Origin of the sequence: Rhizobium skierniewicense Ch11 (assembly GCF_023757665.1) — a bacterium.
Taxonomy (GTDB): domain Bacteria; phylum Pseudomonadota; class Alphaproteobacteria; order Rhizobiales; family Rhizobiaceae; genus Agrobacterium; species Agrobacterium skierniewicense.
This window is the reverse complement of record NZ_RXPG01000030.1, coordinates 415,808-440,418: the sequence shown is the minus strand read 5'-3', so window position 1 is coordinate 440,418 and position 24,611 is coordinate 415,808. Positions and strand designations below refer to the sequence as shown.

Sequence of the window (24,611 nt, the reverse complement as noted above, 5' to 3'; positions counted from 1 at the left end):
GTCTCAGCCTTTCGTACCGATCAGAATATTCAGGAAAGCATCGACCCGCGCGCTCATGCCCGGTGGCACAACTGTGGTGGAATCGAACTGCTCCACGATGGCGGGTCCGGTAAACATCGCCCCCGCCTCCAGCACGTCGCGCTGATAGATGGCGGCGTCATGGGCGATGCCATCGAACCAGACCGCCCGTCGTGTCACCGGGTCGGGTGCGTGGTCCCTCACCTCGTATTTCGGCAGGTCGGCCTTGGGAACGATGCCGACAGCCTGGATGGCAATACGGAAGATCGAGACAGGGGCCTCATCACGGCGATAATTGAACTCGCGTTCATGTTCGGCGTGGAAGGCCTCGATCAACGCGCCGATACTCTCGATCTTTGCGGGGGCATTGACGGCAAGCGAGCGCCATTGGCCCTGGTACATCATCTCCACCATGCGCTGCAAAGCCATGTCACCGGCCGCGATCCCCTCATGAGAAAGCCGCTCCGTCGCTTGGCCTTCCATGCGCTGGAACGCCGCTTCCATCTCGTCGGGGGCAACGGCGGATGCGTCCGCCATGAAACTTTCGGAGAAATCGTGCTGCACATCCACCAGCAGGCATCCAAGGGCGGAGGTGACACCGGGGTTGGGTGGCACGATGACCGTTGGGATGGAGAGTTCCCTGGCGACCGCCGCCCCGTGGAGCGCGCCAGCACCGCCAAAGGCGACCAGCGCAAAATCACGCGGATCGTAACCACGACTGACGGACAGAAGGCGTACGGCATTGGCCATATTGGCGTTGGCAACCGCGATGATCGCTTCGGCAGCCTTGTGAAGGCTCATTCCAAACGGGGTTGCGACCGTTTCCTGAACCGCCGTCGCCGCAAGCGTCGGGTCAAGCGTGATCTTGCCGCCCGCAAGGCTGCTGCCGAGCCGCCCCAGAACCACATTCGCGTCGGTATTCGTGGCGACCGGGTTGCCGTTACGATAGCAGGCGGGTCCCGGATGGGCACCGGCGGACTGCGGACCGTTGCGCAGCGATCCGCCCTCGTCCTGCCATGCGAGAGAACCACCACCGGCACCGATGGTCAGAACCTCGATTGACGGGAAACGAATGGGATATCCATATTCGATGTACCAGTCCTTGGTGATCCGGGACTGGCCGTTCCATGCCAACGACACATCTGTGCTGGTCCCGCCCATATCGAAGCCGATGGAATTGGGGAAGCCGCAGAGATTGCCGATGAAACGGCTGGCGATGGCACCGGCGGCGATGCCGGAACCGGCAAGGCGAGCCGAAAATTCTCTGACGCTGGCAGGCGTCATGACGCCGCCGCCCGAGTGGAGAAGCAAGAGATCCCGATGATATCCTCCTGCTGCGAGTTTGTCGCTGAGGCGCGACACGTAATCCACAACGACCGGTGCGCAGACGGCATTCGCCATGGTGGTTGAGAACCGTTCGTGCTCGAAAATTTCCGGCATGACCTCGCAAGACACCGACACCGGAATATCCGGCATGACCTGTTTCAGAATGTCGCGCATACGCCGCTCATTCGCGCCATTGACGTAGGAATTCATGAAGCAGACCGCCACCGATTTCACGTCTCGCTTCTTGAGGATTTCGGCCACGCGTCGGGCATCCTCCTCGTTCAGCACCTCCAAAACCACGCCCTCTGCATCCACGCGCTCGCGCACCGTCAGCCGGTCGCGCCTGGGAATGTAAGGCTTGGCAACATCCTTGTAGGTGTCCCAAAGGTCTTCCTTGTTGGCCCGGCGAATTTCGACGACATCACGAAAACCTTCGGTGCAGACCATCGCGGCGCGCGGCAGGCGGCGCGTGATCAGGGCATTGGTCGCCACCGTCGTGCCATGGGAAAACATGGTCACTTCGGACAGGTCGATACCGGCCTGCTCTACGCCGTTCAGAATGGCGCGCATCGGATCATCCGGCGTCGAACCGGTTTTCTCGATACGGATAGCACCTGTATCCTCGTCCATGATGCAGATATCCGTGAAGGTTCCGCCGACATCCACGGCAACTCTGGTTCTGGTCATTCTCGTATCCTTAAGGCTGTTTGAGGCCGCAGTTATGCTGCCCGGCCAACCGCACAGGCGGCCAGAGTCGACATCCTCTCAAATGGGATGGTTTATTGCGTCAGTGTCGAAGCGTGTCCGGCGATGAGCGTGCCCGCAGCACGGCCTGCCGGCGCGTATCGCTGGGAGAACACCCAAATCTGGTCCGGTAGTGTCGGCAGAATTGCGATTGGTCGGCAAATCCCCAGCGATAGGCGATTTCGGCGATAGTCGCCGTATTGGTCCCCGACATCAATTCCTCGGCGCAATGGTCGAGGCGGCTATCGCGGATGAAGCCGTTGATCGACTTGTTGCTTTCCTGAAACAGTCCCTGCAGGTAGCGCAGGGAAATTCCGCCAGCGTCCGCCACGGCCTGTGGCCCAAGCGACCGGCTCTTGATGTTGTCGCGGATATACTGCTCGGCCCGATGCAGATGGCCCGCCCGGATGGAGGAAATACTGCTGTCCAGCACCCGGTCGTCACTGACGATCGACAGGCAGAGCATTTCAAGAATATGTCTGCCGGTCATTTCTCGTGCCGCTTCACTGAGACCCTCAACATGCCCGATGGTGGTGCGCACGGTATCCAGAAACAATGCGGCAACGCCGCTCGTACCATCGAAACTCAAGGCGCTGAACCGGTCAGTCGAGCCGATGCGGGATCGCACGCTGGCGGATGGCACCTTCAGGACCCACAAGGCGTTGGGCCGCCCATGCCAGAATTCGTAGGGCGCATCACCCCGTTCCAGCAAAAAACCACCGGGATTGCATTTGACGCTACGCGAGCCCTGAGAAAAATTGATCTCGCTGAGCTCGGGAATGGAAACCAGAAGGCTGGCATCACTTTCGTTCAGGAAATGGCGGCGGTGCCTTTTGTAGCTCACGCCGTCGCACTGCATCCGCGACACACCCACCAGCCCCAGAGACCAGGTTTCCAGTGTCCCGGTAAATTCGCGTCGGCTGCGATACTCGGTATCCAGCGGAAAGTATGTTTCCGTTACTGCGGCCTGCCAGGCATCGCCTCCAGCAAGACCGCCGACATTATCGACGACGTATCTCATTCTTCGATATTCCCCTGTGGTCCGAATTTTCCGGTTCCTTTTATTGACGTCAGGATACATCAATTTCGAGGAGCGTATTGTTAAAAAACGCACAAGTTTCTGAAGCCAGCCGTATCGCTGTCAGGGCCGGGCTGCCTTCACGCGCGGTGTTTTTGGTTGTGCTGCCGCTGCGGGCTCCCTATCTTGCCGTTAGAGGTGTGTGGAGTGCGCACACCCGTTCGGGAGCGACGCATTTCGGTTGCCAAGGGCTGGAATGCAACAAGGTGAGGAGACGGGAATGTCCGACGAAAAGACGGTAAAGGACTGGGCTGGGCTTGCGGAAAAAGAGCTCAAGCAGTCGCCGGACAGCCTTGTATGGCAGACGCCGGAAGGTATCGATATCAAGCCGCTCTACACCGCCGACGATATCCAGGACATTCCCCACCTCGGCAGCATGCCTGGCTTCAAGCCATTCGTGCGCGGGCCTCGCGCCACCATGTATGCGGGCCGTCCCTGGACCATCCGCCAATACGCCGGCTTCTCAACGGCGGAAGAATCCAATGCGTTCTACAAGCGCAATCTGGCCGCAGGACAAAAAGGACTTTCCGTCGCCTTCGATCTTGCGACCCACCGTGGCTACGACAGCGACCATGAGCGTGTGGTCGGCGACGTTGGCAAGGCCGGTGTCGCCATCGACAGCGTGGAAGATATGAAGATCCTCTTCGACGGGATACCGCTCGACGAAATGTCGGTCTCCATGACGATGAACGGCGCGGTCATCCCCATCCTCGCCAGCTTCATCGTCGCGGGTGAGGAGCAGGGCTGCTCCAGAGCAAAGTTATCCGGCACCATTCAGAACGACATTCTCAAAGAATTCATGGTGCGCAACACCTATATCTACCCGCCCGAACCCTCCATGCGCATCATTGCCGACATCATCGAATATACGGCGAGGGAAATGCCGCGTTTCAATTCGATTTCGATTTCCGGCTATCACATGCAGGAAGCCGGAGCGACACTGGTGCAGGAGCTGGCATTCACCCTGGCAGATGGACGTGAATATGTCCGCGCGGCGCTGAAAAAGGGTTTGAACGTCGATGATTTTGCCGGACGACTGTCGTTCTTCTTCGCAATCGGCATGAACTTTTTCATGGAGGCGGCAAAGCTGCGCGCCGCACGGTTGCTTTGGGCGCGGATCATGGAAGAATTCAAGCCGCAGAAGGCATCGTCTTCGATGCTGCGCACCCACTGCCAGACATCGGGCGTATCGCTTCAGGAGCAGGACCCTTACAACAACATCATCCGCACTGCCTATGAAGCACTTTCGGCAGCACTCGGCGGAACGCAATCGCTCCACACCAATGCGCTCGACGAAGCCATGGCACTACCGACCGATTTCTCCGCCCGCATTGCCCGCAATACCCAGCTTATCCTCCAGCACGAAACCGGCGTCACGAAAGTCATCGATCCGCTGGCTGGCTCTTACTACGTCGAAAGCCTGACGAACGACCTCGCGGAAAAAGCGTGGGCCCTGATGGAGGAGGTCGAGGCGCTCGGTGGGATGACGAAAGCCGTCGATGATGGCCTGCCGAAAAGGTTGATCGAGGAAGCGGCCACCAAGCGACAGGCAGCCGTCGACCGTGGGGAGGAAATCATTGTCGGTGTCAACAAGTATCGTCTCGAAAATGAAGACCCCATCGACATCCTTGATATCGATAACACCGTCGTTCGCACATCGCAGATCAAACGCTTGGAGATGCTTCGCCGCCAACGAAATCAAGCATCCGTCGATGCAGCTCTTTCAAGATTGACCGAAATTGCCCGCACCGGGAACGGCAATTTGCTGGAATCCGCGATTGAAGCCGCCCGCGCCCGCGCAAGCGTCGGAGAAATTTCAGACGCGATGCGCAGCGTTTTCGGAGACCATACAGCAGTTCCGGAAGTTGTGCATGATGTGTACGGCGCCGCATATGAGGACGACCCGGAATATATAACGCTGTGTACCCGCTTGGGTGAACTGTCCAACATTGTTGGTTCGAAACCGAAAATGTTGATCGCGAAACTCGGTCAGGACGGGCATGATCGCGGCGCAAAAATCATCGCGTCGGCCTTTGGTGATATCGGTTTCGATGTCCTGGCTGGCCCCTTGTTCCAGACACCGGATGAGGCTGCAACGCTCGCCGTCGAACACAAGGTTCATGTGGTGGGAATGTCATCGCTCGCTGCGGGTCACAAGACGCTTGCGCCACAACTGGTCCAAGCCCTGAAAGACAAGGGTGCGGAGAATGTTATCGTTATCGTGGGCGGTGTGGTTCCCCGGCAGGATTACGAGTTCCTGCTCGCCAATGGCGTGGCGGCTGTTTTTGGCCCCGGCACCAACGTGCTGGAAGCCGCCCGTGCCGTCATCGATCTGATGCAAGGGCGGCTTCGCAACGCGTGACGGCAATCGGACTGGCGGCCTCTACAGCGTCGCCAGCAACCGGTTGTTCAGCATGCCCGCAGATGCCTGCTGCATGGCGACTTTCTTTTCGATGGCTTCGATAATCGTATCGGTAAAATCCACATTCGCGAGTTCACGAATGTGCGAAAGGCCGCCGGGTGAAAAGACGTTGACCTCGAGTATCTTGTCTCCCACGATATCGAGGCCGACCAAGAACATGCCGTCTTCCACCAGTTTCGGCCGCATCATTTCTGCCAGTGCGATCACCGCATCATTCACTTCGACGGCCTCTGCCGTGCCGCTGGCGTGGATGTTGGATCGCAGGTCGCCCTTTGCAGGCACACGACGAAGGGCGGCATACTGACCGTCGCGCATCAACGGCTCGCCATTCATCATGAAAAAGCGAATGTCACCCTCTTTTGCGGCAGGCAGATAGGCCTGCGCAATCAAATATCCTTCGATGCTGACGGCCTCGAAAATCTGGTTGAGATTGGTCTCCTTACTGGATCCGATCTTGAAGACATTTCTGCCGCCCGAACCCTGCAGAGGCTTGACGATGACGCCCTTCGGGTGGGCATCGGCGAAGGCTCTGATTTCCTCGACGTTGCGCGAGATGAGCGTCGTCGGTCTGACGATTTCTGGAAAGCTCTGGAAATAGAGCTTGTTCTGAGCGAGCGCCAGGCCTTCAGGATCGTTCAAGACAACGACGCCCCGCTGCTCGGCCAGACGACCGAACAGAATACCAGAATGAACCGCCCATGGACGTGCGGTTTGATCCAGAGAGGGGTCATTCCGCAGCATCAGCACGTCTATATCCTCGATGTCGATCGTCTCCCGCTCCAGTTTCTTTTCCTGAAGCAGCGCGTGGAAGTTTTCGGTCTTCTTGTATTTCTGGCGTGGAACCACGAGGCCATGCACCACAAGCGAGTCGTCCCGTCGCAACGTGAAATCACCCGGCGTCAGATAGATGACCTCGTGGCCACGGTTGAGTGCTGCCATAGCCAGCAGTCCCGTCGCGAATGTCGGCTGCTCGCCTTCGATTGAATTCACGAAAAAAGCGATACGCATGTGTCCTCCCTTACAAGGTTGCCATCTCGGCTATCGGTAATCCTGATCGTATGATGTCGAGGCGTTCCTGGGCTTCGGTAGAACCGAGAAATGCGGGTCTGATGACGGGTGAACGCAGAAGGCCGCGCAACGCCAGTTCCTGCATGATGGGAAAATGAGCCGCAGAAATCTTTCCCATCCAGAACGGATCGAGTGAGCCACCTTTTTTCAAATGCTCGAGGATTTCACTCAGTCCGCGAAGATAGATTGCGTCCTTCGAAAGCCCTCCCCCGCGATAAATTCTCAGCACCATGTTGAACGCGGCCGCATCATCAAAGCCATGTTCGCTCGTCATCAAGCGATACGTCTCCAGAAATTCAGCACCATCCAGCATCGCGGCACAACCAACAGCGCGCCCGGCGATCAACCGCAATCGATCACGCGTCATGCCTCCTGCGAGATATTCAGCCAGAACGGCCAAGCCCTCCTGCACACCCTCGTATCCCGAAAGCCCGGTTCTGAAGAGCCGCAGACCCTGCGCGGAGCCATTGAAATAGGTGAGAAGATGAACGCCGATCTCATGATGCAACAATGCATCCAGTCGTCTTTTTTCCATGACTGTGTGTCGCGACACGAACAACTTGCTGCCAGATACCATCAAACCCGGCGGCAGATCGTCACGGATATCAACACGCGCGTCGAACGTAGGATCTTCGAGGTGATAGGCATTCACCATTTCGCGCGCTTTTTTCGTTACCTCGTAACAATCCGCCATGGCAATCTCCTCGCCATGATCTGGACGAGGGCATTGCCCCAGGACGGTCTGGGCAAGAGCAAGTAAGGACGGCTCGACAGAGCCGTAAAGCGCCCGGCTGAAATCTGTGAACTGACGTTTGTGGAGATGTGCCAGCATACTCAGCTGGAGATCGATCTCCTGCTGTTTTTCACGGTAGAGATTGTAAAGGACAGGGTCTTCCAGGTGATCAAAAGCCACCGAATAAAGTTTGCGTTTCTGCTCCTCGATATCGACACTCAAAGGACGATAAAGAAAATGCGGAGCGGACTGAAAATTGCTCGCTTTGAAGTCTGCAAGCGCCTTGCGTGCGTTGATCGGCGTCACCGAAAGCAGAAAATCGAATGATGCCGCGATATCATCGACCGAGCGATCGGCTCTGCGCACAGCGTCCACAAATGCCTTACGGCCCAATGCGCGATGAGACGTGACTTTCAAGATGTCCGACGTGCTGGAAAATGCAGCAAACGCACGCAGTCCCGCATCGAACAGATCCGCAATCATCGTTTCGCGAAGCCCGGGGTAATCCGCACCCGATTCCGGTTGGCGATAAATGGGCGCGAAGCGTACGCCGATACAGGAAAATCGCAGCCCGGCTGCCTTCAGATGAGAGACGGGATTGTTTTCAGCGTCCGGGTAGATAATGCGAGGCGTCCGAAACCGAATATCAGCGTCGCAAACGGCTTTGACAAAAACACGCTCCGCATGTTGCGCCTCGAGGTCCGGCGTGGCGGAGACCCTCACGTCGTACTGCGGCAAAAATGGCGAATCGTCCGCCAAGAGGACGTCGTGTTCCAACTCGCCCATATCAAGCACGATGAAGGCGCCGAAACGCTTTTTCATCTCGGTGCCGACCAGATCCAGAATCGGCATCGCTTCCGCAACGTCGGCGGCAATCAGATAGGACGCATTTGCAGCCGCGATGTCACGCGCCGCAAGCCCATTTGCGCCGTTGATGAGGTGCAGGCAGATGAAAGGCAATGGTCTGTCGATGTGCAGCCGTCCATCAAGGCCAATATCCTGCCGAATGGCCTTCCCCTCACCCAAGAGCGCTGCGACCTGTTCCAGGCCTCGATTTGTTTCAGTAAAGTCCTTGGTTTGTGACGCACTCATCTGCGCCCCGCCAGCAGATCCTCAAGGATTGGTTCAAGCGATTGGATCGCTTTGCCGATATCCTGAATCATCGAGACGTCCGGCTCGCCTGTCCACTCGTCCATAAAGATTTTCTTGAACTCGATTGCAATCGCGCAGCCATTTTGAGGAAAGCGCTCATGCACGAAGCGTGTCTGTTCGCCCTTGCCTTGAAAAGCTACATTTTCCCGCACATCAAGGCGTCGCCCGCCGATCTTGGCAGCGCTAAAGTGCTCTATCGTCGCGTCGATCACATCCGCCCAGCGGTCTCTCTGCATCGAGATCGTGCCGATGTTGACATCAGGCGCCTTGGCTTGCGCTGTAGGCTTTTCGTCCGCACCATCGCGGCGATGATTGTAGCTGTGAACATCAAGAAGCACGAATGCTCCGTGACGAGCCTGCATTTGCATCAGCAGATGCTCGAGCGTGGCATAATAGTCATCGTGAAAATTGAGGGATCTTAAAATCACCTGTTCGGGCGGTCTGTCCTTCCACACCTCTAGCCCCCATGCCTGCTGCGGCTCAAGGTAAATCGCCTCATCTTTTGCACGGTTGAGATCGACTTCAAACCGGGAGTGGTTGACAACAACGCGGTTGACCAGTCCAGCGATCATATCGGCTGTGAACGGGTCTTCTTCCCGAAGCCGCTGCGCGCCAGACAGCGCCATCAGTTCCTCGACCTCAGAGCGCGTTGCATGACCATCGTGAATGGCTGTGGCGATGACGGGAGAATCACCTGATACAACCGACCAATATTGCTGTTCTCCACGAGCCGTTTCCGCGACGCCATTTGTCATGTTTCCCCCTCATACGTTGATTTGGAAACACGAAAACCGGGAACTTGTTCCTTATTCTGATCGGAGCACCGCTTCTGCTGACCCATTTCGCCAAGCAAAACAGTGTCAGGTCACAAAAGCATCAAAAACTTGCACCGCCGCTGCCAGAGCAGCCATTTAACCCTTGCGCGCATCCTGTTTGCTGGTTAAGAGAACGCCCGCACGAACCTTACAGTTCGTGCCCGCGGAGAGGTGGCAGAGTGGTCGAATGCACCGCACTCGAAATGCGGCATACCTGCAAGGGTATCGTGGGTTCAAATCCCACCCTCTCCGCCATAACAGACCCAGGGGTGACAATGGCTTTGGTCAAAAACCTGGCTTTATCTTCGGTTTATTATTCGGCTCACATTGATCAACGTCACAACTGCGGCCCTTTCCACTGAACGCCAGCCTTTCTATGAAGTCGACCAGCGCGTTTTCCGTTTTGCCGACCTCATAGTCGGTCAAGTAGCTCTGTCTTTTTGGCGGCAAATTCTTCGTCTGAAATTATACCTTTTGAACGCAGACCTGCGAGCCGCTCGATTTTGCTGATGATGTCGTCTTGGTGGAAAGCTGTCTGTTCTGGAACCGCGCTTACACTTGGAGGCGCCATTGGCGGAACTTCCGCTGGCTGCATCTGTATCCGAGCCGCACTCTGTGGGACTTGGGGCGCGTCCGGGTTGTCGCTCGTGGGGACGATATCGAGATCAGCCACACGGATAAGACCATGCTGGGATGTGAAGGTCAGGGACTGGTCGCCGCTCTGTTGCTGGGAAAAGCCGCCAATGTTGTGATCTTGAGTATCGTAGACAGTGATCTGTCCGTTGACATCGATGGCCAACCGGCGGCTTGCCGGAAAGAACGCGTAGCGGAGGTTGTTCTGGGAACCCGTTGACGACGCCTGTCCCAGATGTTGCGGCCAGGAGCTGTTTTGCGAACTCGACTGGTAGAAAAAGCTGTTACCGTTTCCCTGGCTTTGAGACTGATGAGGCCGATCCAGTTTCGGGCCAGACAGTCTACCTGACCTTATGTGATCGGCGATCTCGGAGCAGAGCATGTCAACGCGATGCTTCAGGCCATTGTTGAACATGTCTCCGACCATGATCATGCCGCCGTTCGACCATTGCCCCATCCCGCCAAGCTCGGAGTGATTGAACTGCGCCTGATTGGTGTTGCCTGCAATCAACGCCATTGTGAGATGCTCGATGACGCCTTGGCTGACGCCGTGTCGCTGGGATAGGCCATCGACAATGCTTTGTTCCTGAGTATCTCTGATCACAAGCTGCGCTCCATTGGTTCGGAATTTCTTATTACATTTGCGAGGCCGTGAAGATAGGCGTTGCAGCACGTGAGGCAACATCGAGAGACAGAGTTAGTTTAAGGCTCTCAGGTTCAAAAATCCGCCAGAATCATACCGGGAACTCCCTTCAGGCGCATCCTGTGCGTGATCTTCAATGTCGATTGGAGATCACATGGCGATGGCACGGACACTCGAAGGACGCTCGCAAGCTCGGGCTAGGATGACTGCACCTGGCTCCAGAACCCCGACTTCCGCCCGTACTCTCGTTTCAGGTCAGCGACATAAGCATCGTGCGACTGTCTGCTCCCGAAGTCCTCGATTTGGCTCGCCAGCGAGCCGCATTCTGCAAGGTGTCGTGCTGCGTGCTTGTATCGGCTCGATCGGCCATTTCTCAGAGTGAAGTCGATCATGGATCGAAGGACGACTGTCGCTGCTAGCGGCTGTTTCGCGGACAGTGCGTCCGCAACCGGCGTCATCAGTCCGTAGAGGTCCCCATCCAGCTCCGCCTCTCGCTTCATGACCAGCTTTGCTGCCTCTGCTGGTGAGGGCCAGCGCAGGAAAAAGTGCAGAGCACGATGGACGTTCGGGAATGCCTGCGCGTAGCCGAACGCCTTCGCCTCCGCCTCAATGTCATCGAAGTCGGGCAGGCGTTTGACATAGGCGCGCAGATGCTCATCGTTCAACGACTGCTCAAAACACCTCCACCGGAATGCCTGGGCTTCTTGACCACGCCCTAGTGCGTCCAGCGCCTGAATACGGGCCAACTCCCACTCGAAGGGGACATCCGTTCGTCTGTTCGTCTCAACTTTGTCGAGCACCTCTAAAGCTTCTTCGGCTCGTCCCGCTGATACGAGGCGGTTGGCGATGTCTGCTGCAACCATCGGCGTTGCGCGTGTCTTTTCGGGCTGTTGTGCGATATAGGCATCCACGTCGCCCAAAGCGTCAGCGATTTCCTGGAGAGCGATGCGGATTGTGAGGTCTTTATGGTTGCCGTAGACCTCGTCCTCGTAGATCGCGCCAGCACTGCTCCAACCGATGACTGTCCGGTCCGTCTTGCGAGCTTTCTCTTTCGGTTCTTTCGACCAGGTGACAAAAAGCGCTCTGAGACGCGTAAGGCCCTCATTCTCCAGAGCTGGGATCATGGCCGTGATCAGCCGGTCAAACTGGCCATAGCCGTTGTCCTGCAATGCCGTGAATATCTTTTCGGAGAGCACGTCGATGTCGATATTCGCAGCCTTGGCGATCGCCCCGGCATCATGGCATGCCTGATGGAAGCTCTGGATCAACAAACCGCTGCCGTCGTCCGACCGCCCAAACAGCGGATCTGCGACCGCCAGGAACTGCCAGATCAGCTCGAAGGCCTCGGCGGGGTCATGCGGCGCAACGGCATCAACGATCGTCTTGCGCTGGGTCTCCAGGTCCATCTTCATTGCCTTGACCTTGCGCCAATCGATGAATGTACGGGCGCGCATGATCGTTGACAGCCTCTTGCGAACCTCTCTGGAAACATCCGCGCTGCTGTGGCTGCCTGCGATCTCCATCCGGAGACGACGCTTGTGTGCGGCGCTGCCAGTGCTGATCTCAATGAGAAGCTCGGCAAGCCTTTGTGCGCCGAGCACCTCTAGGTTCTTCGCGTTGAGTGTCGTCTTGGCTGCCATGCGTCGTCTTCGATTTGCTTCGCGCCAACGTTAACCGGTCTGGTCCTTCTGGCCAAGGCGAGCGTGCTGAAATTATCCTTGGCAAAGGGGCTTCCTGCGCGTCATGTCGATCGCACCTGGAGATTGAGATGGCAGCAATCGTTAAACGCAGAGGACGCTCGCACGCACAGGTTCGTCGTCGAAGCATAAAACCCAAGTGTCTCCGCACTCCGGACAGAACAGTGCGCCGCCTTTGGCCGACCAGCAGAAACCGCAGACCCGGTCGGACGCGTCGCTCTCGCTCCGGCCCCATACGGAGGCGGGATCGATGTTGCGAGCCTTCTTGGTCAGGAAGGGTTTCCTGCAGCCCGTGGTCACCGGCTGCAGGACTGGCGTCTCAGGGAAGGACACGCCGGTTTTTACCAGCATGATCCGACAGGAAGAACACGAGTGACGTACGTTCGTCCGAGGTGACGGTCAGCACCTCGTGCGGGACCTCGCAACGACTGACCAGCACGGTGCCGTATTCGGGACGAAACACAGTCGGTTCGCTTTCTGTGGGGTGCACGACGAATTCGCCGCCTGAAAAGCTCTTGCCGAGCTGGATGACCACGGCCACATCGTAATCCGGGTTGCTGTCGCGGTCGACATGCCGTCCGATGAAGGACCCCTGGGTCATGCGATTGATCTGGCAGCGGCGAAGATGTTTCTCCGTGCCGAGAAGCCGCCGAAAGAAATCGCGCCTGCTCTCGTCGTCGAGGATAGCCAGGATCGCGTCCGAATGGGGCGAATTGACCCGGCGCGGCAGTTCTCCGGCAAGATCCACCACGATCCGCCGGACATGCAGTAGATTGGGCTCTCCCGCATCGCCGATCAGAACCTTTTCTTCCGGCAGTTGCGACTGCGCTGTGTCGATACGCTGCAGCTCTTCCGGCGTGAAGATGATCTCGGGGGGAAACATTGCCGTACCGCTATCTGCGAGCATATCGAAATGCTCGCTGGTGATCGGGATCGGGACAGGTTGGAACTCACTGACTTCACCAACATTCTTCAGCATATATTGGCCCTACTCATAGTTTCGTTGAAGATAGAGAACAGGAATTTCCGAGGCGATGGAATAAAAGCGCCCCATTTTATGGTCGTCCGCACCCAGGATGAGGGGATTTTGCAGGTCCTTGCTTGCGGCAACGATCTGCCCCATTGCCGCATATTCCGCAGCTTGCCTGAGGGCGATATCGAGATAGAAACCGTCTTCCCGATTCTTGCAGCCGTACCAGCGATCATAGAGCTCGCGTCGACCGAGCGCGGTGGCGCGTACCCACGGTTCCCGCCCAATGGCGGACAGGTCGCCGTCCCGTATGCGCAAAAGCATTTCCTTCCATCGCATCATCCAACCCTGTCGGCCGCCGCATAGGTCGGTGAAGGGATGGCTGGCAACGGCAATAGGCGCCCGCTGTTGGATCGTCCGCGCCTGGGCCGCGACCTTCCTCAGGAAGGTCGCATCATCAACGCCGAGGCGCTGGCAGGTCTCGTCGGAAAACCCTTCGAAATCGCCGGGCGCCACGAGATATCGGACATCCAGACCAAGCCGCTCGCAGAGTAGCGCGTGCAGCCGTGGCGCCGCTTGGAACAGATGGGCAGCCGTCACGCCGATATCCTCGCCGAGGCCTGCGAATGTGAACCGATGGCGGCGGGCGCGCACGCGCCGGTCGGGTCCGTTACCGGCCGCTTCTTCGGTTTCGTTGATGGGCTCCACCGCATAGTCAGGGCAGACCGGCGAAACGATGGTCAGGGTCTCGCCATCGAGACCCTTGCGCAGCCAGAGCGCCAGCTTCTCCAGCTGCGCCTTTTCCGGCGCGACGATCCCCACCTCGTGAAATACCACGCGGATCTCGGCTGCGATGTCTGGAAGTAGGCGATCGAGCGGATCCGCGGGTCTCGCAGTGTAGTGCGGAACCCGCTCCATCAGCAGCGACAGAAGGCTCGGTTTTAGCCCTTTATAATGATAATCGATGACGACCCCATCGTCGGAGATATGCCACCTGAAATCTGCGTATTTCTCCCTGATCATCAGGTAGAAAGGCAGATTTCGGCACTGCAGGCTGGGTATCGAGTTGCGTATTTCCCAATAACGGCGGTGGAGCATCTCCAGGTCGAGATTGATTTCGGGCTGATAGGGCGCGGATGGCGGCGCCTTGGTGGAGCTTGCTATTTCCTTCAAGATGGTTTGACTGAGGCCCCTGTCTATAAAGCCATGAGACAGGTTGTGGGCACGCGCGGCTTCCGGCGTCATTGCTTTCTCCTGACGAACTGTGAAAATATGGAAACGTGGAAGTTGAAACTTAGGCGGTTTCCCGCCCGCGCTGAGCAGAGTCCCACAATGGGCACTGGTTCACCTGTCGTGCGCTACGTTCGCGTTCGCGTGCCCATTTCCAGATACCGAAGGCATCTGTCTCGCCGTAGCAAACCTGGTCGCGGACGACTTTCCAGCTCTCGATAAGACTCCAGGTTTCGGCCATTGGACCATATTTCGAAGGCAGCCCCTCGGCAGCCGCGCGTTCACGGGCAATCGACCAGAAATTCACCCGGGGCGAGCGGTGATGGAAATCGTGGCTCGGCAGATCTTGCATGAAGGAAAACAGCTTGACCGGGAGATCGACGAGGAAAACCTGCGCCCACCATGTTCCTCGCAACAGCAAGCCGCGATAGCCCCGCTCATCGCGCGGATAAGGCCGACCAAGGAAACGTCCCCACGTCAGTGATGCATAGAAAACGAAGGGCGGGACGTCTGCCGGCCGGGTGGCAAACCAAAGGTGCTCGGTCGTGTGCTGTAACCAGGACGAATACTGGGTGACCACGAAAAGCGGTACCATGTAGTAGATGAGGAAGATGTCCATCGTACCGGTGGCCGCGACGACGGAAAGCACCACCGCCCAGAAGGCGATACGCGAAATGATTTCAGAGCGCTCCGGAATAATGAAATTGTGTCGCAGCCTAAAGAGGATGTGGTTCCAGATCGCTCGCGGGTGAAATGGTGCCAGCACCAGACGCTGCCAGAACAGCCGCTCCGGCATGCCGGGATAGAATCCGTGGTCCGTCATGAACTGTTCATCCGGATCATCCTCCGTGCAGAGGGATGTGCTGGCATGATGATCGCCTGCATGGATGCGATGATATTCGTCCCAGGTCAGGTGCATGACCGGAATAGACATGAACCACTTGCCGAGGAACCGCGCCAGTTGCTGGTTGCGGATGGAGGCACCATGGTTGGTATAGTGGAAAGTATGGAGCAGGCCGCGGGTCCTGTTGGTTACGATGACCCACAGTGCCAGCGTGCAGACCACCTTGGTCACCACGCCGATGTAGGGGCTGCTGTAAAGGTGGGCGCCAAGGACCAAGGATGCTGCGATCAGTCCCCAAGACCACAGAAGCTGTAGACCGAGCTGCCAGGGCGCGAGCAACGTTTCGACAGGACGGCGCGGCTCGTGCCGGACCGGATACTTCCCGGTCAGCCAGGTCCAGAACCATTGGCATGGAAGATGGGCATATGTAGCGCGAACATCGATCCCCCAGCCATAACGCGAGGAGCGGGAGCCGAAATCGGCGACGTCGGTCCTGTTTGAATGACGGCTTGTACTGCCGGTGGAACTCAATTCTAGGCGCGGGCAAGCATTCTCTCGAGGCATGAATATTTCCTCTCTTGTATCGCTGAAAATGTCTAGTATGAAATTAAATTGATATATAACAATATTGAATGATTGATCTATTGCGTTATCGGACGAGTGTTCTCTTACCTATGATCACAGTGGCGATGGTCAATGCCGTGAAGACCAGCGTCACGAGACTGAGATCCTCACCGAGGAACCAAACAGCAAAAAGCCATGTGAAGAACGGTTGGAGGAGTTGCACTTGGCTAACGCGAGCGATGCCACCAATCGCCAAAGCCTGATACCAAAAGAAAAATCCGATCAGGGAATTGACGAGCGCAAGAAAAGCAAAGGCGACCCATGGCACAACTGGCAAGGCAGCGAAATTATCCCAGTTGGCCGTCGCGATCGTGGCAGGTATGAGGAGCGGCAAGCTGGCAACCAGGGTCCAGCAGATAACCTGCCACCCCCCCAGGGAGCGGGCCAGTATGCCTCCCTGCGCATAACCAATCCCTGCCATTACCACGGCGCCGATCAGCGCCAAGTCACCGGTATAGAACGACAAATCCGCTGTACCACCCTGACTGTAGAGCGAAAACGTGAAAACCAGGGCGAAGCCGACCAACGCGACCACCCAAAAAGCAAAAGATGGCCGCTCTTTAGAAAGAAAGCAGCCGATAAGGGCCGTAGCGAGGGGAAGGCTACCAAGGACAATCCCTCCATGACTAGCTGGCACCGTTTTCATGCCCAGCGCCGTCAACAGAGGAAAACCGAACGCTATACCTGAAGCCGTCAGAGCAAGTCGCCCCCATTGTTGCCGTGTTGGAAACCGCTGACGAGTCGCCATGAGGACAACCACCGCACCCATTGCAGCAAGGCAACTTCTCCCCAAACCAATATCCCATGTATTGAGATAGTGCGTTAAATACCGCGTGATAGGGAGCGTAAGAGAGAAGGCCAAAACCGCTACTGTTCCGAGTATGAGGCCGATATTTTCGTGAGCTGAGGTTGTGGCGCGCGCGCCTGCGTTCTGCAATAAGGCCATTCAGAAAATTCCTTCTGCAAGCGTGTGCAGCTGATAATATCATCAGTCGAACAAAATGAACTAGAGCATTATCTAAAAATTTGCATTTAATGCACCAGTACAAAATGTCACGTCACAAAAAATGAGTCAAGCGTAAGGAGATGAAATGTGGATGCCTAAAATAGGCACAGGATCGGTCGACACCGCGCCGATCTATCTGCGCATCGTCGAGGCCCTGTCGCGTGACGTTGCGTCGGGTCATCTTGTCGGTGGTGACGCCCTGCCGCCCCACAGAAACCTTGCGAAGGCACTGGGAGTCAGTCCAGGCACGATTACGCGAGCTTACCTCGAGGCCGAAACGCGTGGATTGATTGAAGGGCATGTTGGGCGAGGCACACGTGTCAGCGGGCTTGCCGCCCGTGCCGGTCAGGCCAATGAAACCGCCAGTGCAAAACCACGATCCGAAGAGATCCGTAACCGCAATTTCGCAACGCTCAATCTTGCCCTCAATGAACCACCGATGGTGCAGTCGCTTTATCGTCTTGCAGACGTGTTTGCCGAACTCGGCAACAATCCCGAAAGCTGGCTCGACTTCTGCAGCTACGGCCCGTCAGCAGGCTTCGATGCGCACAGGGTCTCTTTCGCACGATGGATCACCTCGCAGGGCCTGCCAGCAGACTCGCGAAGGATGGCTGTGTGCAAAGGGGCACAGCATGCCATCAGCCTTGCCTTCTCCGTAAGCACGGCGCGGGGAGACACTGTGCTGGTTGAGAGCTTCACCTATACGGGCGTTCGATCTGCAGCGGCCCAGAACGATCTTCGGCTGTGTGCTGTTCCCATGGACGACGAAGGGATTTTGCCCGAAGCCCTCGAAGAGGCAGCCCGGCGAACGGGGGCTCGGGTTGCGTATTTGGTGCCGACCTTGCAGAATCCCACAACCAGCGTGATGAGCCTGAAGCGTCGGGAGGACATCATCGAGATTGCCCGAAGGTTAAATCTCATCCTCGTCGAAGATGATGTTTACGGCGCCCTTATCCCTGGAGCACCACCGCCACTGGCGGCGTTGGCGCCCGACATCTGCTTTTACATCAGCAGCCTTTCCAAAACCGTCTGCCCGGCTCTGCGAACAGGATTTATCCTTGCGCCCAACGACCGTTTTTTCAGCGCGATTAGCAGTCGGCTACAAGCAACCATGATCACGGCTACGTCCCTTGATACGGTCATTGCCTCTCGCCTGATAGAGACTGGTGCCGCTCGGATCATCATTGACGACGTGCGTACAGAATCTCAACGCCGGACACGGGCGGCGCAAGAACTACTGGGCCCGGACGTCGCGCTCAAATCCAAGGACGGAGGCTTCCATATCTGGCTGCCGATGCCCGCCGAGAAAGCCGAAGAGGTTTTGTCGGCGGCGGTCGTGAACGGCATTGCCATCACACCGCCAAGTTCTATCGAAGGGTCCGGAGATGGCCAGTCGGGACTGCGGCTCTGTCTGGGTGCGCCCAGTTTCGAGGATCTCACAGCAGGTCTCAATTCGCTGCGACCCTTGCTCATCTCGACGTAACAGGCCCTATAACTGGGATGAACCGGCTAGACGAGAGCCCCTCCCCCACACGCGCGCAGGCTTAGCGGTTTGACCGGGGTGTCAATCAGCGCACACAAATTTGTTGTCTTCAATCACTGCATAACAACAGATTTAATCTTCACGAACGTCGTCGGCGCAAAAGATGCCGCGATCAACAGGTGAGTCCATTGCCGCATTACGCGAATGAGACGCGGTCGGGCCGCGCCTCATTCAAAACGTCATAGGCATCAGGCAGCACCAGCCGGGTCGCCGATCGGCAACAAGGCTGGGTTGAGTGTCGGATCGTTTGGGTTTTTCGTGTCACCGGGATCACTGATGGGCGGGACGGGTGGCTTTTCCTGCACGCGATCTGGAATGCCGGGTGTCGACGTTGGGCCGCGTGGCGTTTCTGCGGGGTTATCTGGAGCCGGGTTGATATCTCTCATGACATTTCTCCTTTAGGGTACTGCCAAGCAAACTGGTGGTACGCCAACAGGTTCCAGAACTATCGTTATTTCGCGGCTTAAACGGATAAAGTGAAACGGCCTTCAGACCATGGAGGTCACATGCATCATCCACCGCGGTATGATCTTCATGGCGATTTTCTTTTGGACAATCCGCTCGATTGGGCGACACATGTTACCCACCGACGTCGAAGAAAAGCCGCCGACCTGCATGTGAGCTCTGGTCGGCGACTTGATGCTTTTGAGCCTGTTTTGCAGACTTTACTGCTTTTTCTTGACGTCCTGCGACAGGTCTGCCTCATCGGCAACGATCGTTGCTGCCTCGATCTGTAGAACGTCTTTTGCATTTTTCCGAGCGGTCTCGATCGCGAGATTAGCACTTAGACTGCGCTCGTTTGCTTGCAAACCATCATCACTACCGCGCATAACCCCGTCGTCTGCCTCTCCGCGCGCTTTCAGACGATCCGCCAACGCGGTCATTTCATTCCTGCGTTCAGCTTCATTGAGAGACAAAGTTCGTTTCTCGCGTTGGGCCTTGAGGTCGGCGACATCCGCTTCAAATCGCTGAAAAGCCTTGTCGTCCTTGATACGGGCCTCATGGCGGCTTTGGAGTTGCGGCAACAGAGCGCTTGTCGTTCCTTTAGCGGCATATTTCGCAGGCTTGATTTCGGAAAACGGCAATGCGTTGTCGTAGCTCGATTCACCCAGCAGCTTGGGATCGGACAGACCCGGCAGGCTGATGTCGGGTGTGACACCATGCAATTGCGTCGTGCCACCATCGATACGGAAAAACTGTGCGATGGTGAGTTTCAGCTGGCCGAATTCCGGCTTGGTGTTGCGGGCAACCTGATCGAGATCGACAACCGTCTGGACCGTACCCTTACCGAAACTCGGCTCGCCCACGATCACCCCACGGCCATAATCCTGTATGGCGGCCGCGAAAATTTCCGAGGCCGAAGCAGAACCGCGGTTGATCAGAACGCCGACGGGACCTGACCATGCCGGCGTTGACAGATCATCGCTTTCGACCTTGATCTTGCCCTCTGCGTCCCGCTGCTGGACAACCGGCCCCTTGCCGACAAACAAGCCGGTCAAATCAATTGCCTCCGACAGGGATCCGCCGCCATTGTCACGCAGATCGACAAGCACGCCGTCCACATTCTCCTGCTTCAACTCTCCAAGCAGCTTGGCAACATCTCGGCTGGCGCTTCTGTAATTCTTGTCACCTTTTCGGCGCGCTTCAAAATCCTCGTAAAAGGTCGGCAGCGTGATCACGCCAATTTTGCGCGTGACACCATCCTTGAGCACGGGGACGATCGTCTTTTGAGCGGCCTGTTTTTCCAGGCTGACCTTGTCTCTGATGAGAGTGATAACACGGTGGTTTGCATTTCCACCCGCATCTGCAGGCAAGATATCCAGTCGAACGGTGGAGTCTTTTTCACCCCGTATCATTTGGACCACTTCATCCAGCCGGGTTCCGACAACCTCTTTAATCTCGCCATCCTGACCCTGCCCCACGCCAATGATGCGATCGCCAACGGCAAGTTTTCCGGACAATTGGGCCGGACCACCTGCAACGAGTTCACGAATTGTGGTGTAACCATCACGTTCCTGCAGAACGGCACCGATACCAACCAGAGAAAGTCTCATCGAGATGTCGAACTCGTTGGACGCTGCGGCACTGAAATAGTCGGTATGAGGATCCACTGCCGTTGTGTAGGCGGCCATGAACGTCTGGAACACGTCGTCGCTCTTGTAGGGATAAACGCGCTCCAGAATATTCTTGTAACGCTTGTCCAGAGTATCACGAATCGCCGTATCGGCCTGACCCGCCAGCTTCAGACGCAGCCAGTCACTTTTAACCCGCTTGCGCCAAAGCTCATTGCTCTCCTGCGCAGATTGCGCCCATGGGGCATCCTCTCGGAAAAGCGAATATTCTTCTTTTGCTGTGAAATCGAACGGCTGCTTGAGCAGGCCACGGGCGTAGGTCATGCGATCGACGACCCGCTGGGTATAAACGTTGAAAATGGAAAACGGAATTTCTAGGTTTTCGTCCAGTATCCCGTTATCGATGCTGTTTTTGCCAACCATGAAGGTGTCGATATCAGCCTGCATGAACAGCATCCTGTCCGGGTCGAGAGACTTGATGAACTTGTCCATGATTTTTGCGGAGAGCGCGTCATCGAGCGGAACAGGCTTATAGGCATACCTCCCAAGGAACTGCGCACTCAGATTGGCGGCTTGCGCCTGAGTGCTGGATGGCTCCAAGACAGGAGGTTTCGCGAGCTCTTGAGAAAAAGCAGAGGACGCAACAAACAGAATTAAGCCAACAAAACCATACTTCATGCGCATTCAGCGTTATTCCTTATCGACGTCTTGAATCAACTCTACTGAAATCTAGAGAGCAATTGTGATTTTTTAACAAGTCCGCACCGTGTGTCTTGAACACAATGATGCGATCATTACACGATGTGCAGCAGCCAATTCATCATCAATTTCCCACCATCGTCTCACAGATAAATGGCGCGCAATTCCCTCCATGCATATCGGGTGCGCAAAAACCATTGGGCAGGTCGCGCAAAAACCCTTGCCGGGATGGCGCACTGAGTCCATACACACGTCATGACGTCTGATTCAAAAATATTCGTTGGACTGAAGTCCGCGCGCAAAAAATCGACAAGCGCTAGCGAGCCGACAGGTCCGAAATGTCAGTGGGACGGTTGCGACAAGACCGGTACGCATCGCGCACCTGTTGGACCCATGGCCGAAGGACTGTATCTCATGTTCTGCATCGAGCATGTCAGAGATTACAACAAGGGATACAGCTTCACGTCAGCCCCATCGAGCGATGAAGTGGCGCGCTACCAAAAGGAAGCTGCTGAAGGTCGCCGCGTGACCTTTGGCACACGGGTCGACCGGTCGACGGAAATTCCGATGCCCTCGACCGCACGCTCCGGTTCTGCAAAAGCATTGAATCAGCGCAAGACGGCAGCTCAGCGTCAGGCGCAAAAAGCCGATCTTCAGAAACGCAAGCTCAAGGTGCTCGAAGCAAAGGCTTTCGACACGCTAGGCCTCGAAGCAGATGCGACGCCTGAAGATATCAGGCGCCGTTACCGGGAAAGGCTTAAGATGCATCACCCAGATGGCAACCAGGGCGACCGCACCTCGGAAGCAGCGCTTCAAGCGACGATCGAGGCACACAAGATACTGAAGCTGAATGGCTTTTGCTGACGCGTTGTGATCGTCAACCGTAATGTCGCAATAAGGGGGTCGTGTTCTAATAAATCTTGGAACGCGACTTTGCTGCGAGGTCTTCGATCATGACCGAAGCGTCTTTCAACGCGCTTCGACATTGATCGACAGGAACGTCACCGACGGCCAAATCAGCGGAAATCTTCTCTAGAAACGTCACGGCATCGCGGACGTTTTGCGCTGGATGTCTGTCGATCTTGTCTCTCAAGTCCCGCACCGCGACAACGGCGTGATCAAGCAGTTCACGGATTTTGGCGGGGTCGGTGTCTGAAACGTGTTCAGAGGTTTCCAACAGCTCCGAGATGAGTGCGGCATAATTCATCGACAAAGCTCTCCAGGGTTAACCCACCGTATGCAGACCACACGGTCGGCGTGGTCCTTTGGTTCTAACAGCTTAAGCGGTGAGAACAACCTTGATACGGTTGTCTTTTTTCCCGAAAAGTTTTGTACAAGCCCGGTCCGTCTTCCAGTTTCGCTCTGTATGTGATCGCGGAAAGATAGAAGCTATGGCGCATTCGAGAAGACAAGTTCCATACGGTCTGCCAAGAAACGCGTGACGATGCTTTGTACGGGTGCATCGTTCTGATCGATATCGATTGCCCGACTGACAAGGACGATACTATCGGGCGCACAAGTGAGGAAGCTGACATCGCGAGATGATGCGCGTTCAGCGGTCAATCTCGTTTCCTTGCGCCGATAATCCGCAAGACCCTCCATTTCCAGTGCCTTTGTGATGGAGCCGGTCTCGGCATAGGCGGCGATGATCCCGGGAAACCGGTCTGCGGAAAAAAGAGAGGTCGATCTGGACAGCGGAACACCGGCTGCCACGGCCAGATGCTCCATACGATGCAGCGGCGCTCCGATCTTGCAATCCAGCAGGCTTGCCTGTGCAGCGTTGGCAACAATCAGCTCGGCATTGATCAATCGCCCCGATGGCTCCAACGATTGTCGCATCATGTTTTCGGAAAAGCGGGCCCTCGTGCCAATCGGATAAACAATGCGCTGGGGCACCGCATTGACGAAGGTGCCGCGACCGCGCTCAGCGCGAAGAAGCCCCTCACTGGATAACGCAGCGATTGCTCGCCTGACGGTATGGCGATTGACCCCGTACTGAGACGCCAAGGCGCCCTCCGTTGGCAATTGATCGTCTATCGCCCCCTCGCTGATGGCATTGCGGATGCCGTCTGCAACGCGCCGCCACCGTGAAACGCCATCATCGAGATCGTCCACGCAAGCCCTCCACAAACACCAGGCTGTCATTCTTCTGTCACCGTATTGAGTGTATATATCAAATATGATTAGTTGTCTACACAACTAGATAAATATGGATGAGAGATGACACGCATCAAGCACCCCTTTGACACTGCAGTTCTCTCAAGAAAAAGCGCTCTCGACATCCTGTCGGCGGCGCCTGCTGTTCTGCTGGATGAACGTTACTCGCGGATGGCTCCATCGCTGCCCACCGCTTCACCGGTACGCGGCCCGGAAATCGGCACCGTCATGGTTCGAGGCAGAATTGGCGGTGGTGGTGCCACCTTTAATCTAGGCGAAGCGAGCGTCACTCGTGCAACGATCAAGCTCGTGACAGGTGAGGTCGGCCACTCCATCGTGCTGGGCCGGGACCAAAACAAGGCACGCATCGTCGCCCATCTCGATGCGCTACGGCAAATCGACACCTGGCAGCAACGTATCGATGACGAAATCACCCGGCCCATCCTCTCCGCAATCAACGACGAGAAGCAAAAGCGCGCCGAAGAGACGGAAGCGACAAAGGTCGATTTCTTCACCGTCACACGAGGAGAAGACTGATGCAAACAGCAACATTCGATGGCGGCTTCACCGATCCTGTTTTCGCCTCCCAGAGTGTTTTCCGAGCGGTAATGGATGCTTTTTCCAGACCTGGAACGAACGTTGATCTCGGCACCGTCGCAACCGGCCCTGCGCCCCTCACCTGCGCTGCCTCTGCCATTTTGCTGACGCTTGCGGATTATGACACCCCGGTCTGGTTTGAAAACGCGGGCGACATGCAGAGTGCTGCCGAATGGCTGGTCTTCCATTCGGGCGCACCGGTCACACCAGAGCAAGGCAAGGCAAGCTTTGCGGTTCTTAGTGAGAAAAGCCGAATTGATAACTGGAAAGATTTTGCTGTGGGGACGATGAGCTATCCCGACCGCTCTGCAACGTTGATCCTTCCGGTTCACGCCATGACTGGCGGGACCATGCTGCAACTCTCCGGCCCCGGGATTGAAAACACGCACGCCATTTCACCATCCGGCCTGCCGGAAGGCTTTGCCAAATGGGCGCTGGAGAACAACGCGTCTTACCCACTGGGCCTCGACGTCATCATCGTTTGTGGCAGCGAGGCGTTGGCCCTCCCGCGCACAACGCGCATCAAGGAGATTTGAAGCG

At 56.6% G+C, this 24,611-nt stretch carries 20 protein-coding genes and 1 tRNA gene; 6 read left to right on the top strand and 15 right to left on the bottom strand.

Annotated elements, in window-relative coordinates:
- Positions 1 to 3: 3 nt before the first annotated feature.
- Both EKM04_RS21910 and EKM04_RS21905 read right to left on the bottom strand, forming a co-directional pair.
- Positions 4 to 2,031, bottom strand: a complete 2,028-nt coding sequence (locus EKM04_RS21910) for a hydantoinase/oxoprolinase family protein (RefSeq protein ID WP_183893515.1) — start codon at positions 2,029 to 2,031, stop codon at positions 4 to 6.
- Positions 2,032 to 2,131: 100 nt separating this feature from the next.
- Positions 2,132 to 3,109: an AraC-like ligand-binding domain-containing protein gene (locus tag EKM04_RS21905; protein ID WP_183893513.1), complete on the bottom strand. Its 978-nt coding sequence runs from the start codon at positions 3,107 to 3,109 to the stop codon at positions 2,132 to 2,134.
- A gap of 277 nt (positions 3,110 to 3,386) precedes the next feature.
- Here EKM04_RS21905 and scpA point away from each other — a divergent pair, with 277 nt between their 5' ends.
- Complete coding sequence (scpA, locus tag EKM04_RS21900) at positions 3,387 to 5,528, top strand: methylmalonyl-CoA mutase (protein ID WP_183893511.1); 2,142 nt, start codon at positions 3,387 to 3,389, stop codon at positions 5,526 to 5,528.
- Positions 5,529 to 5,549: 21 nt separating this feature from the next.
- On the opposite strand, the gene EKM04_RS21895 is transcribed toward scpA, so the two are convergent.
- Genes EKM04_RS21895 through EKM04_RS21885 form a run of 3 tightly spaced genes read right to left on the bottom strand, consistent with a single transcriptional unit; the run spans position 5,550 to position 9,296 of the window.
- The gene (locus EKM04_RS21895) at positions 5,550 to 6,596 is read right to left on the bottom strand and encodes a glutathione synthase (protein WP_183893509.1); all 1,047 of its coding nucleotides are present in this window, start codon (positions 6,594 to 6,596) and stop codon (positions 5,550 to 5,552) included.
- Positions 6,597 to 6,606: 10 nt separating this feature from the next.
- Positions 6,607 to 8,481 (bottom strand): flavohemoglobin expression-modulating QEGLA motif protein, encoded by a 1,875-nt coding sequence (locus EKM04_RS21890; RefSeq protein ID WP_183893507.1) that lies wholly within the window; start codon positions 8,479 to 8,481, stop codon positions 6,607 to 6,609.
- Entirely contained in the window at positions 8,478 to 9,296 is an 819-nt protein-coding gene (locus EKM04_RS21885; protein ID WP_183893505.1) for an N-formylglutamate amidohydrolase, read from the bottom strand. The genes EKM04_RS21890 and EKM04_RS21885 overlap by 4 nt, the downstream gene beginning before the upstream one ends.
- Positions 9,297 to 9,521: 225 nt before the next feature.
- Between EKM04_RS21885 and EKM04_RS21880 the strand changes: the two genes are divergently transcribed.
- A tRNA-Ser gene (locus EKM04_RS21880) sits at positions 9,522 to 9,611 on the top strand.
- 157 nt (positions 9,612 to 9,768) lie between these two features.
- Here EKM04_RS21880 and EKM04_RS23095 read toward each other — a convergent pair.
- From EKM04_RS23095 to EKM04_RS21850, 6 genes are all read right to left on the bottom strand, one after another.
- A complete protein-coding gene (locus tag EKM04_RS23095; protein WP_252094094.1) occupies positions 9,769 to 10,593 on the bottom strand; it encodes an SHOCT domain-containing protein in 825 nt (274 codons plus the stop codon).
- Between the two features lie 236 nt (positions 10,594 to 10,829).
- Positions 10,830 to 12,272, bottom strand: coding sequence for a DUF6880 family protein (locus EKM04_RS21870; RefSeq protein WP_183893501.1), 1,443 nt, complete (start codon positions 12,270 to 12,272; stop codon positions 10,830 to 10,832).
- 376 nt (positions 12,273 to 12,648) lie between these two features.
- Positions 12,649 to 13,308 carry a 2OG-Fe(II) oxygenase gene (locus EKM04_RS21865; protein ID WP_183893499.1) on the bottom strand — a complete coding sequence of 220 codons (660 nt, stop codon included), beginning with the start codon at positions 13,306 to 13,308 and terminating at the stop codon, positions 12,649 to 12,651.
- A 9-nt stretch (positions 13,309 to 13,317) separates the two neighbouring features.
- Positions 13,318 to 14,544: a hypothetical protein gene (locus EKM04_RS21860; protein WP_183893497.1), complete on the bottom strand. Its 1,227-nt coding sequence runs from the start codon at positions 14,542 to 14,544 to the stop codon at positions 13,318 to 13,320.
- A 49-nt stretch (positions 14,545 to 14,593) separates the two neighbouring features.
- Complete coding sequence (locus tag EKM04_RS21855; protein ID WP_183893496.1) at positions 14,594 to 15,937, bottom strand: fatty acid desaturase family protein; 1,344 nt, start codon at positions 15,935 to 15,937, stop codon at positions 14,594 to 14,596.
- 85 nt (positions 15,938 to 16,022) lie between these two features.
- Positions 16,023 to 16,943, bottom strand: a complete 921-nt coding sequence (locus EKM04_RS21850) for a DMT family transporter (RefSeq protein WP_183893494.1) — start codon at positions 16,941 to 16,943, stop codon at positions 16,023 to 16,025.
- A 151-nt stretch (positions 16,944 to 17,094) separates the two neighbouring features.
- Between EKM04_RS21850 and EKM04_RS21845 the strand changes: the two genes are divergently transcribed.
- The gene (locus tag EKM04_RS21845) at positions 17,095 to 18,486 is read left to right on the top strand and encodes an aminotransferase-like domain-containing protein (RefSeq protein ID WP_183893492.1); all 1,392 of its coding nucleotides are present in this window, start codon (positions 17,095 to 17,097) and stop codon (positions 18,484 to 18,486) included.
- A 248-nt stretch (positions 18,487 to 18,734) separates the two neighbouring features.
- Here EKM04_RS21845 and EKM04_RS21840 read toward each other — a convergent pair whose 3' ends face one another.
- Together EKM04_RS21840 and EKM04_RS21835 are read right to left on the bottom strand one after the other, a co-directional pair.
- Positions 18,735 to 18,932, bottom strand: coding sequence for a hypothetical protein (locus tag EKM04_RS21840; RefSeq protein ID WP_183893490.1), 198 nt, complete (start codon positions 18,930 to 18,932; stop codon positions 18,735 to 18,737).
- A gap of 279 nt (positions 18,933 to 19,211) precedes the next feature.
- Complete coding sequence (locus EKM04_RS21835) at positions 19,212 to 21,302, bottom strand: carboxy terminal-processing peptidase (protein WP_183893488.1); 2,091 nt, start codon at positions 21,300 to 21,302, stop codon at positions 19,212 to 19,214.
- Positions 21,303 to 21,572: 270 nt separating this feature from the next.
- Between EKM04_RS21835 and EKM04_RS21830 the strand changes: the two genes are divergently transcribed.
- On the top strand, positions 21,573 to 22,181 hold the full coding sequence (locus EKM04_RS21830) for a J domain-containing protein (protein ID WP_174154868.1): 609 nt from the start codon (positions 21,573 to 21,575) through the stop codon (positions 22,179 to 22,181).
- A gap of 46 nt (positions 22,182 to 22,227) precedes the next feature.
- Here the strand turns inward: EKM04_RS21830 and EKM04_RS21825 are convergent, their stop codons facing one another.
- A complete protein-coding gene (locus EKM04_RS21825) occupies positions 22,228 to 22,524 on the bottom strand; it encodes a hypothetical protein (protein ID WP_183893486.1) in 297 nt (98 codons plus the stop codon).
- A gap of 182 nt (positions 22,525 to 22,706) precedes the next feature.
- Positions 22,707 to 23,432, bottom strand: a complete 726-nt coding sequence (gene phnF / locus EKM04_RS21820; protein WP_252094093.1) for a phosphonate metabolism transcriptional regulator PhnF — start codon at positions 23,430 to 23,432, stop codon at positions 22,707 to 22,709.
- Between the two features lie 105 nt (positions 23,433 to 23,537).
- Here phnF and phnG point away from each other — a divergent pair, with 105 nt between their 5' ends.
- Positions 23,538 to 24,011 carry a phosphonate C-P lyase system protein PhnG gene (phnG, locus tag EKM04_RS21815; protein ID WP_174154874.1) on the top strand — a complete coding sequence of 158 codons (474 nt, stop codon included), beginning with the start codon at positions 23,538 to 23,540 and terminating at the stop codon, positions 24,009 to 24,011.
- On the top strand, positions 24,011 to 24,607 hold the full coding sequence (gene phnH, locus EKM04_RS21810; RefSeq protein WP_174154876.1) for a phosphonate C-P lyase system protein PhnH: 597 nt from the start codon (positions 24,011 to 24,013) through the stop codon (positions 24,605 to 24,607). Before phnG ends, phnH begins: the two co-directional genes overlap by 1 nt.
- The last annotated feature ends 4 nt before the right edge of the window (positions 24,608 to 24,611 follow it).

Bases quoted from the DNA above. Each gene is read 5' to 3' on its own strand.
- scpA (WP_183893511.1), top strand. From the start codon at position 3,387: ATGTCCGACGAAAAGACGGTAAAGGACTGGGCTGGGCTTGCGGAAAAA.
- EKM04_RS21860 (WP_183893497.1), bottom strand. From the start codon at position 14,544: ATGACGCCGGAAGCCGCGCGTGCCCACAACCTGTCTCATGGCTTTATA.
- EKM04_RS21845 (WP_183893492.1), top strand. From the start codon at position 17,095: ATGCCTAAAATAGGCACAGGATCGGTCGACACCGCGCCGATCTATCTG.
- EKM04_RS21905 (WP_183893513.1), bottom strand. From the start codon at position 3,109: ATGAGATACGTCGTCGATAATGTCGGCGGTCTTGCTGGAGGCGATGCC.
- EKM04_RS21855 (WP_183893496.1), bottom strand. From the start codon at position 15,937: ATGCCTCGAGAGAATGCTTGCCCGCGCCTAGAATTGAGTTCCACCGGC.
- EKM04_RS21835 (WP_183893488.1), bottom strand. From the start codon at position 21,302: ATGCGCATGAAGTATGGTTTTGTTGGCTTAATTCTGTTTGTTGCGTCC.
- EKM04_RS21825 (WP_183893486.1), bottom strand. From the start codon at position 22,524: ATGAATTATGCCGCACTCATCTCGGAGCTGTTGGAAACCTCTGAACAC.
- EKM04_RS21910 (WP_183893515.1), bottom strand. From the start codon at position 2,031: ATGACCAGAACCAGAGTTGCCGTGGATGTCGGCGGAACCTTCACGGAT.
- EKM04_RS21870 (WP_183893501.1), bottom strand. From the start codon at position 12,272: ATGGCAGCCAAGACGACACTCAACGCGAAGAACCTAGAGGTGCTCGGC.
- EKM04_RS21865 (WP_183893499.1), bottom strand. From the start codon at position 13,308: ATGCTGAAGAATGTTGGTGAAGTCAGTGAGTTCCAACCTGTCCCGATC.
- EKM04_RS21840 (WP_183893490.1), bottom strand. From the start codon at position 18,932: ATGAGAGATATCAACCCGGCTCCAGATAACCCCGCAGAAACGCCACGC.
- phnG (WP_174154874.1), top strand. From the start codon at position 23,538: ATGACACGCATCAAGCACCCCTTTGACACTGCAGTTCTCTCAAGAAAA.
- EKM04_RS21830 (WP_174154868.1), top strand. From the start codon at position 21,573: ATGACGTCTGATTCAAAAATATTCGTTGGACTGAAGTCCGCGCGCAAA.
- EKM04_RS21850 (WP_183893494.1), bottom strand. From the start codon at position 16,943: ATGGCCTTATTGCAGAACGCAGGCGCGCGCGCCACAACCTCAGCTCAC.
- EKM04_RS21890 (WP_183893507.1), bottom strand. From the start codon at position 8,481: ATGAGTGCGTCACAAACCAAGGACTTTACTGAAACAAATCGAGGCCTG.
- EKM04_RS21885 (WP_183893505.1), bottom strand. From the start codon at position 9,296: ATGACAAATGGCGTCGCGGAAACGGCTCGTGGAGAACAGCAATATTGG.
- phnH (WP_174154876.1), top strand. From the start codon at position 24,011: ATGCAAACAGCAACATTCGATGGCGGCTTCACCGATCCTGTTTTCGCC.
- EKM04_RS21895 (WP_183893509.1), bottom strand. From the start codon at position 6,596: ATGCGTATCGCTTTTTTCGTGAATTCAATCGAAGGCGAGCAGCCGACA.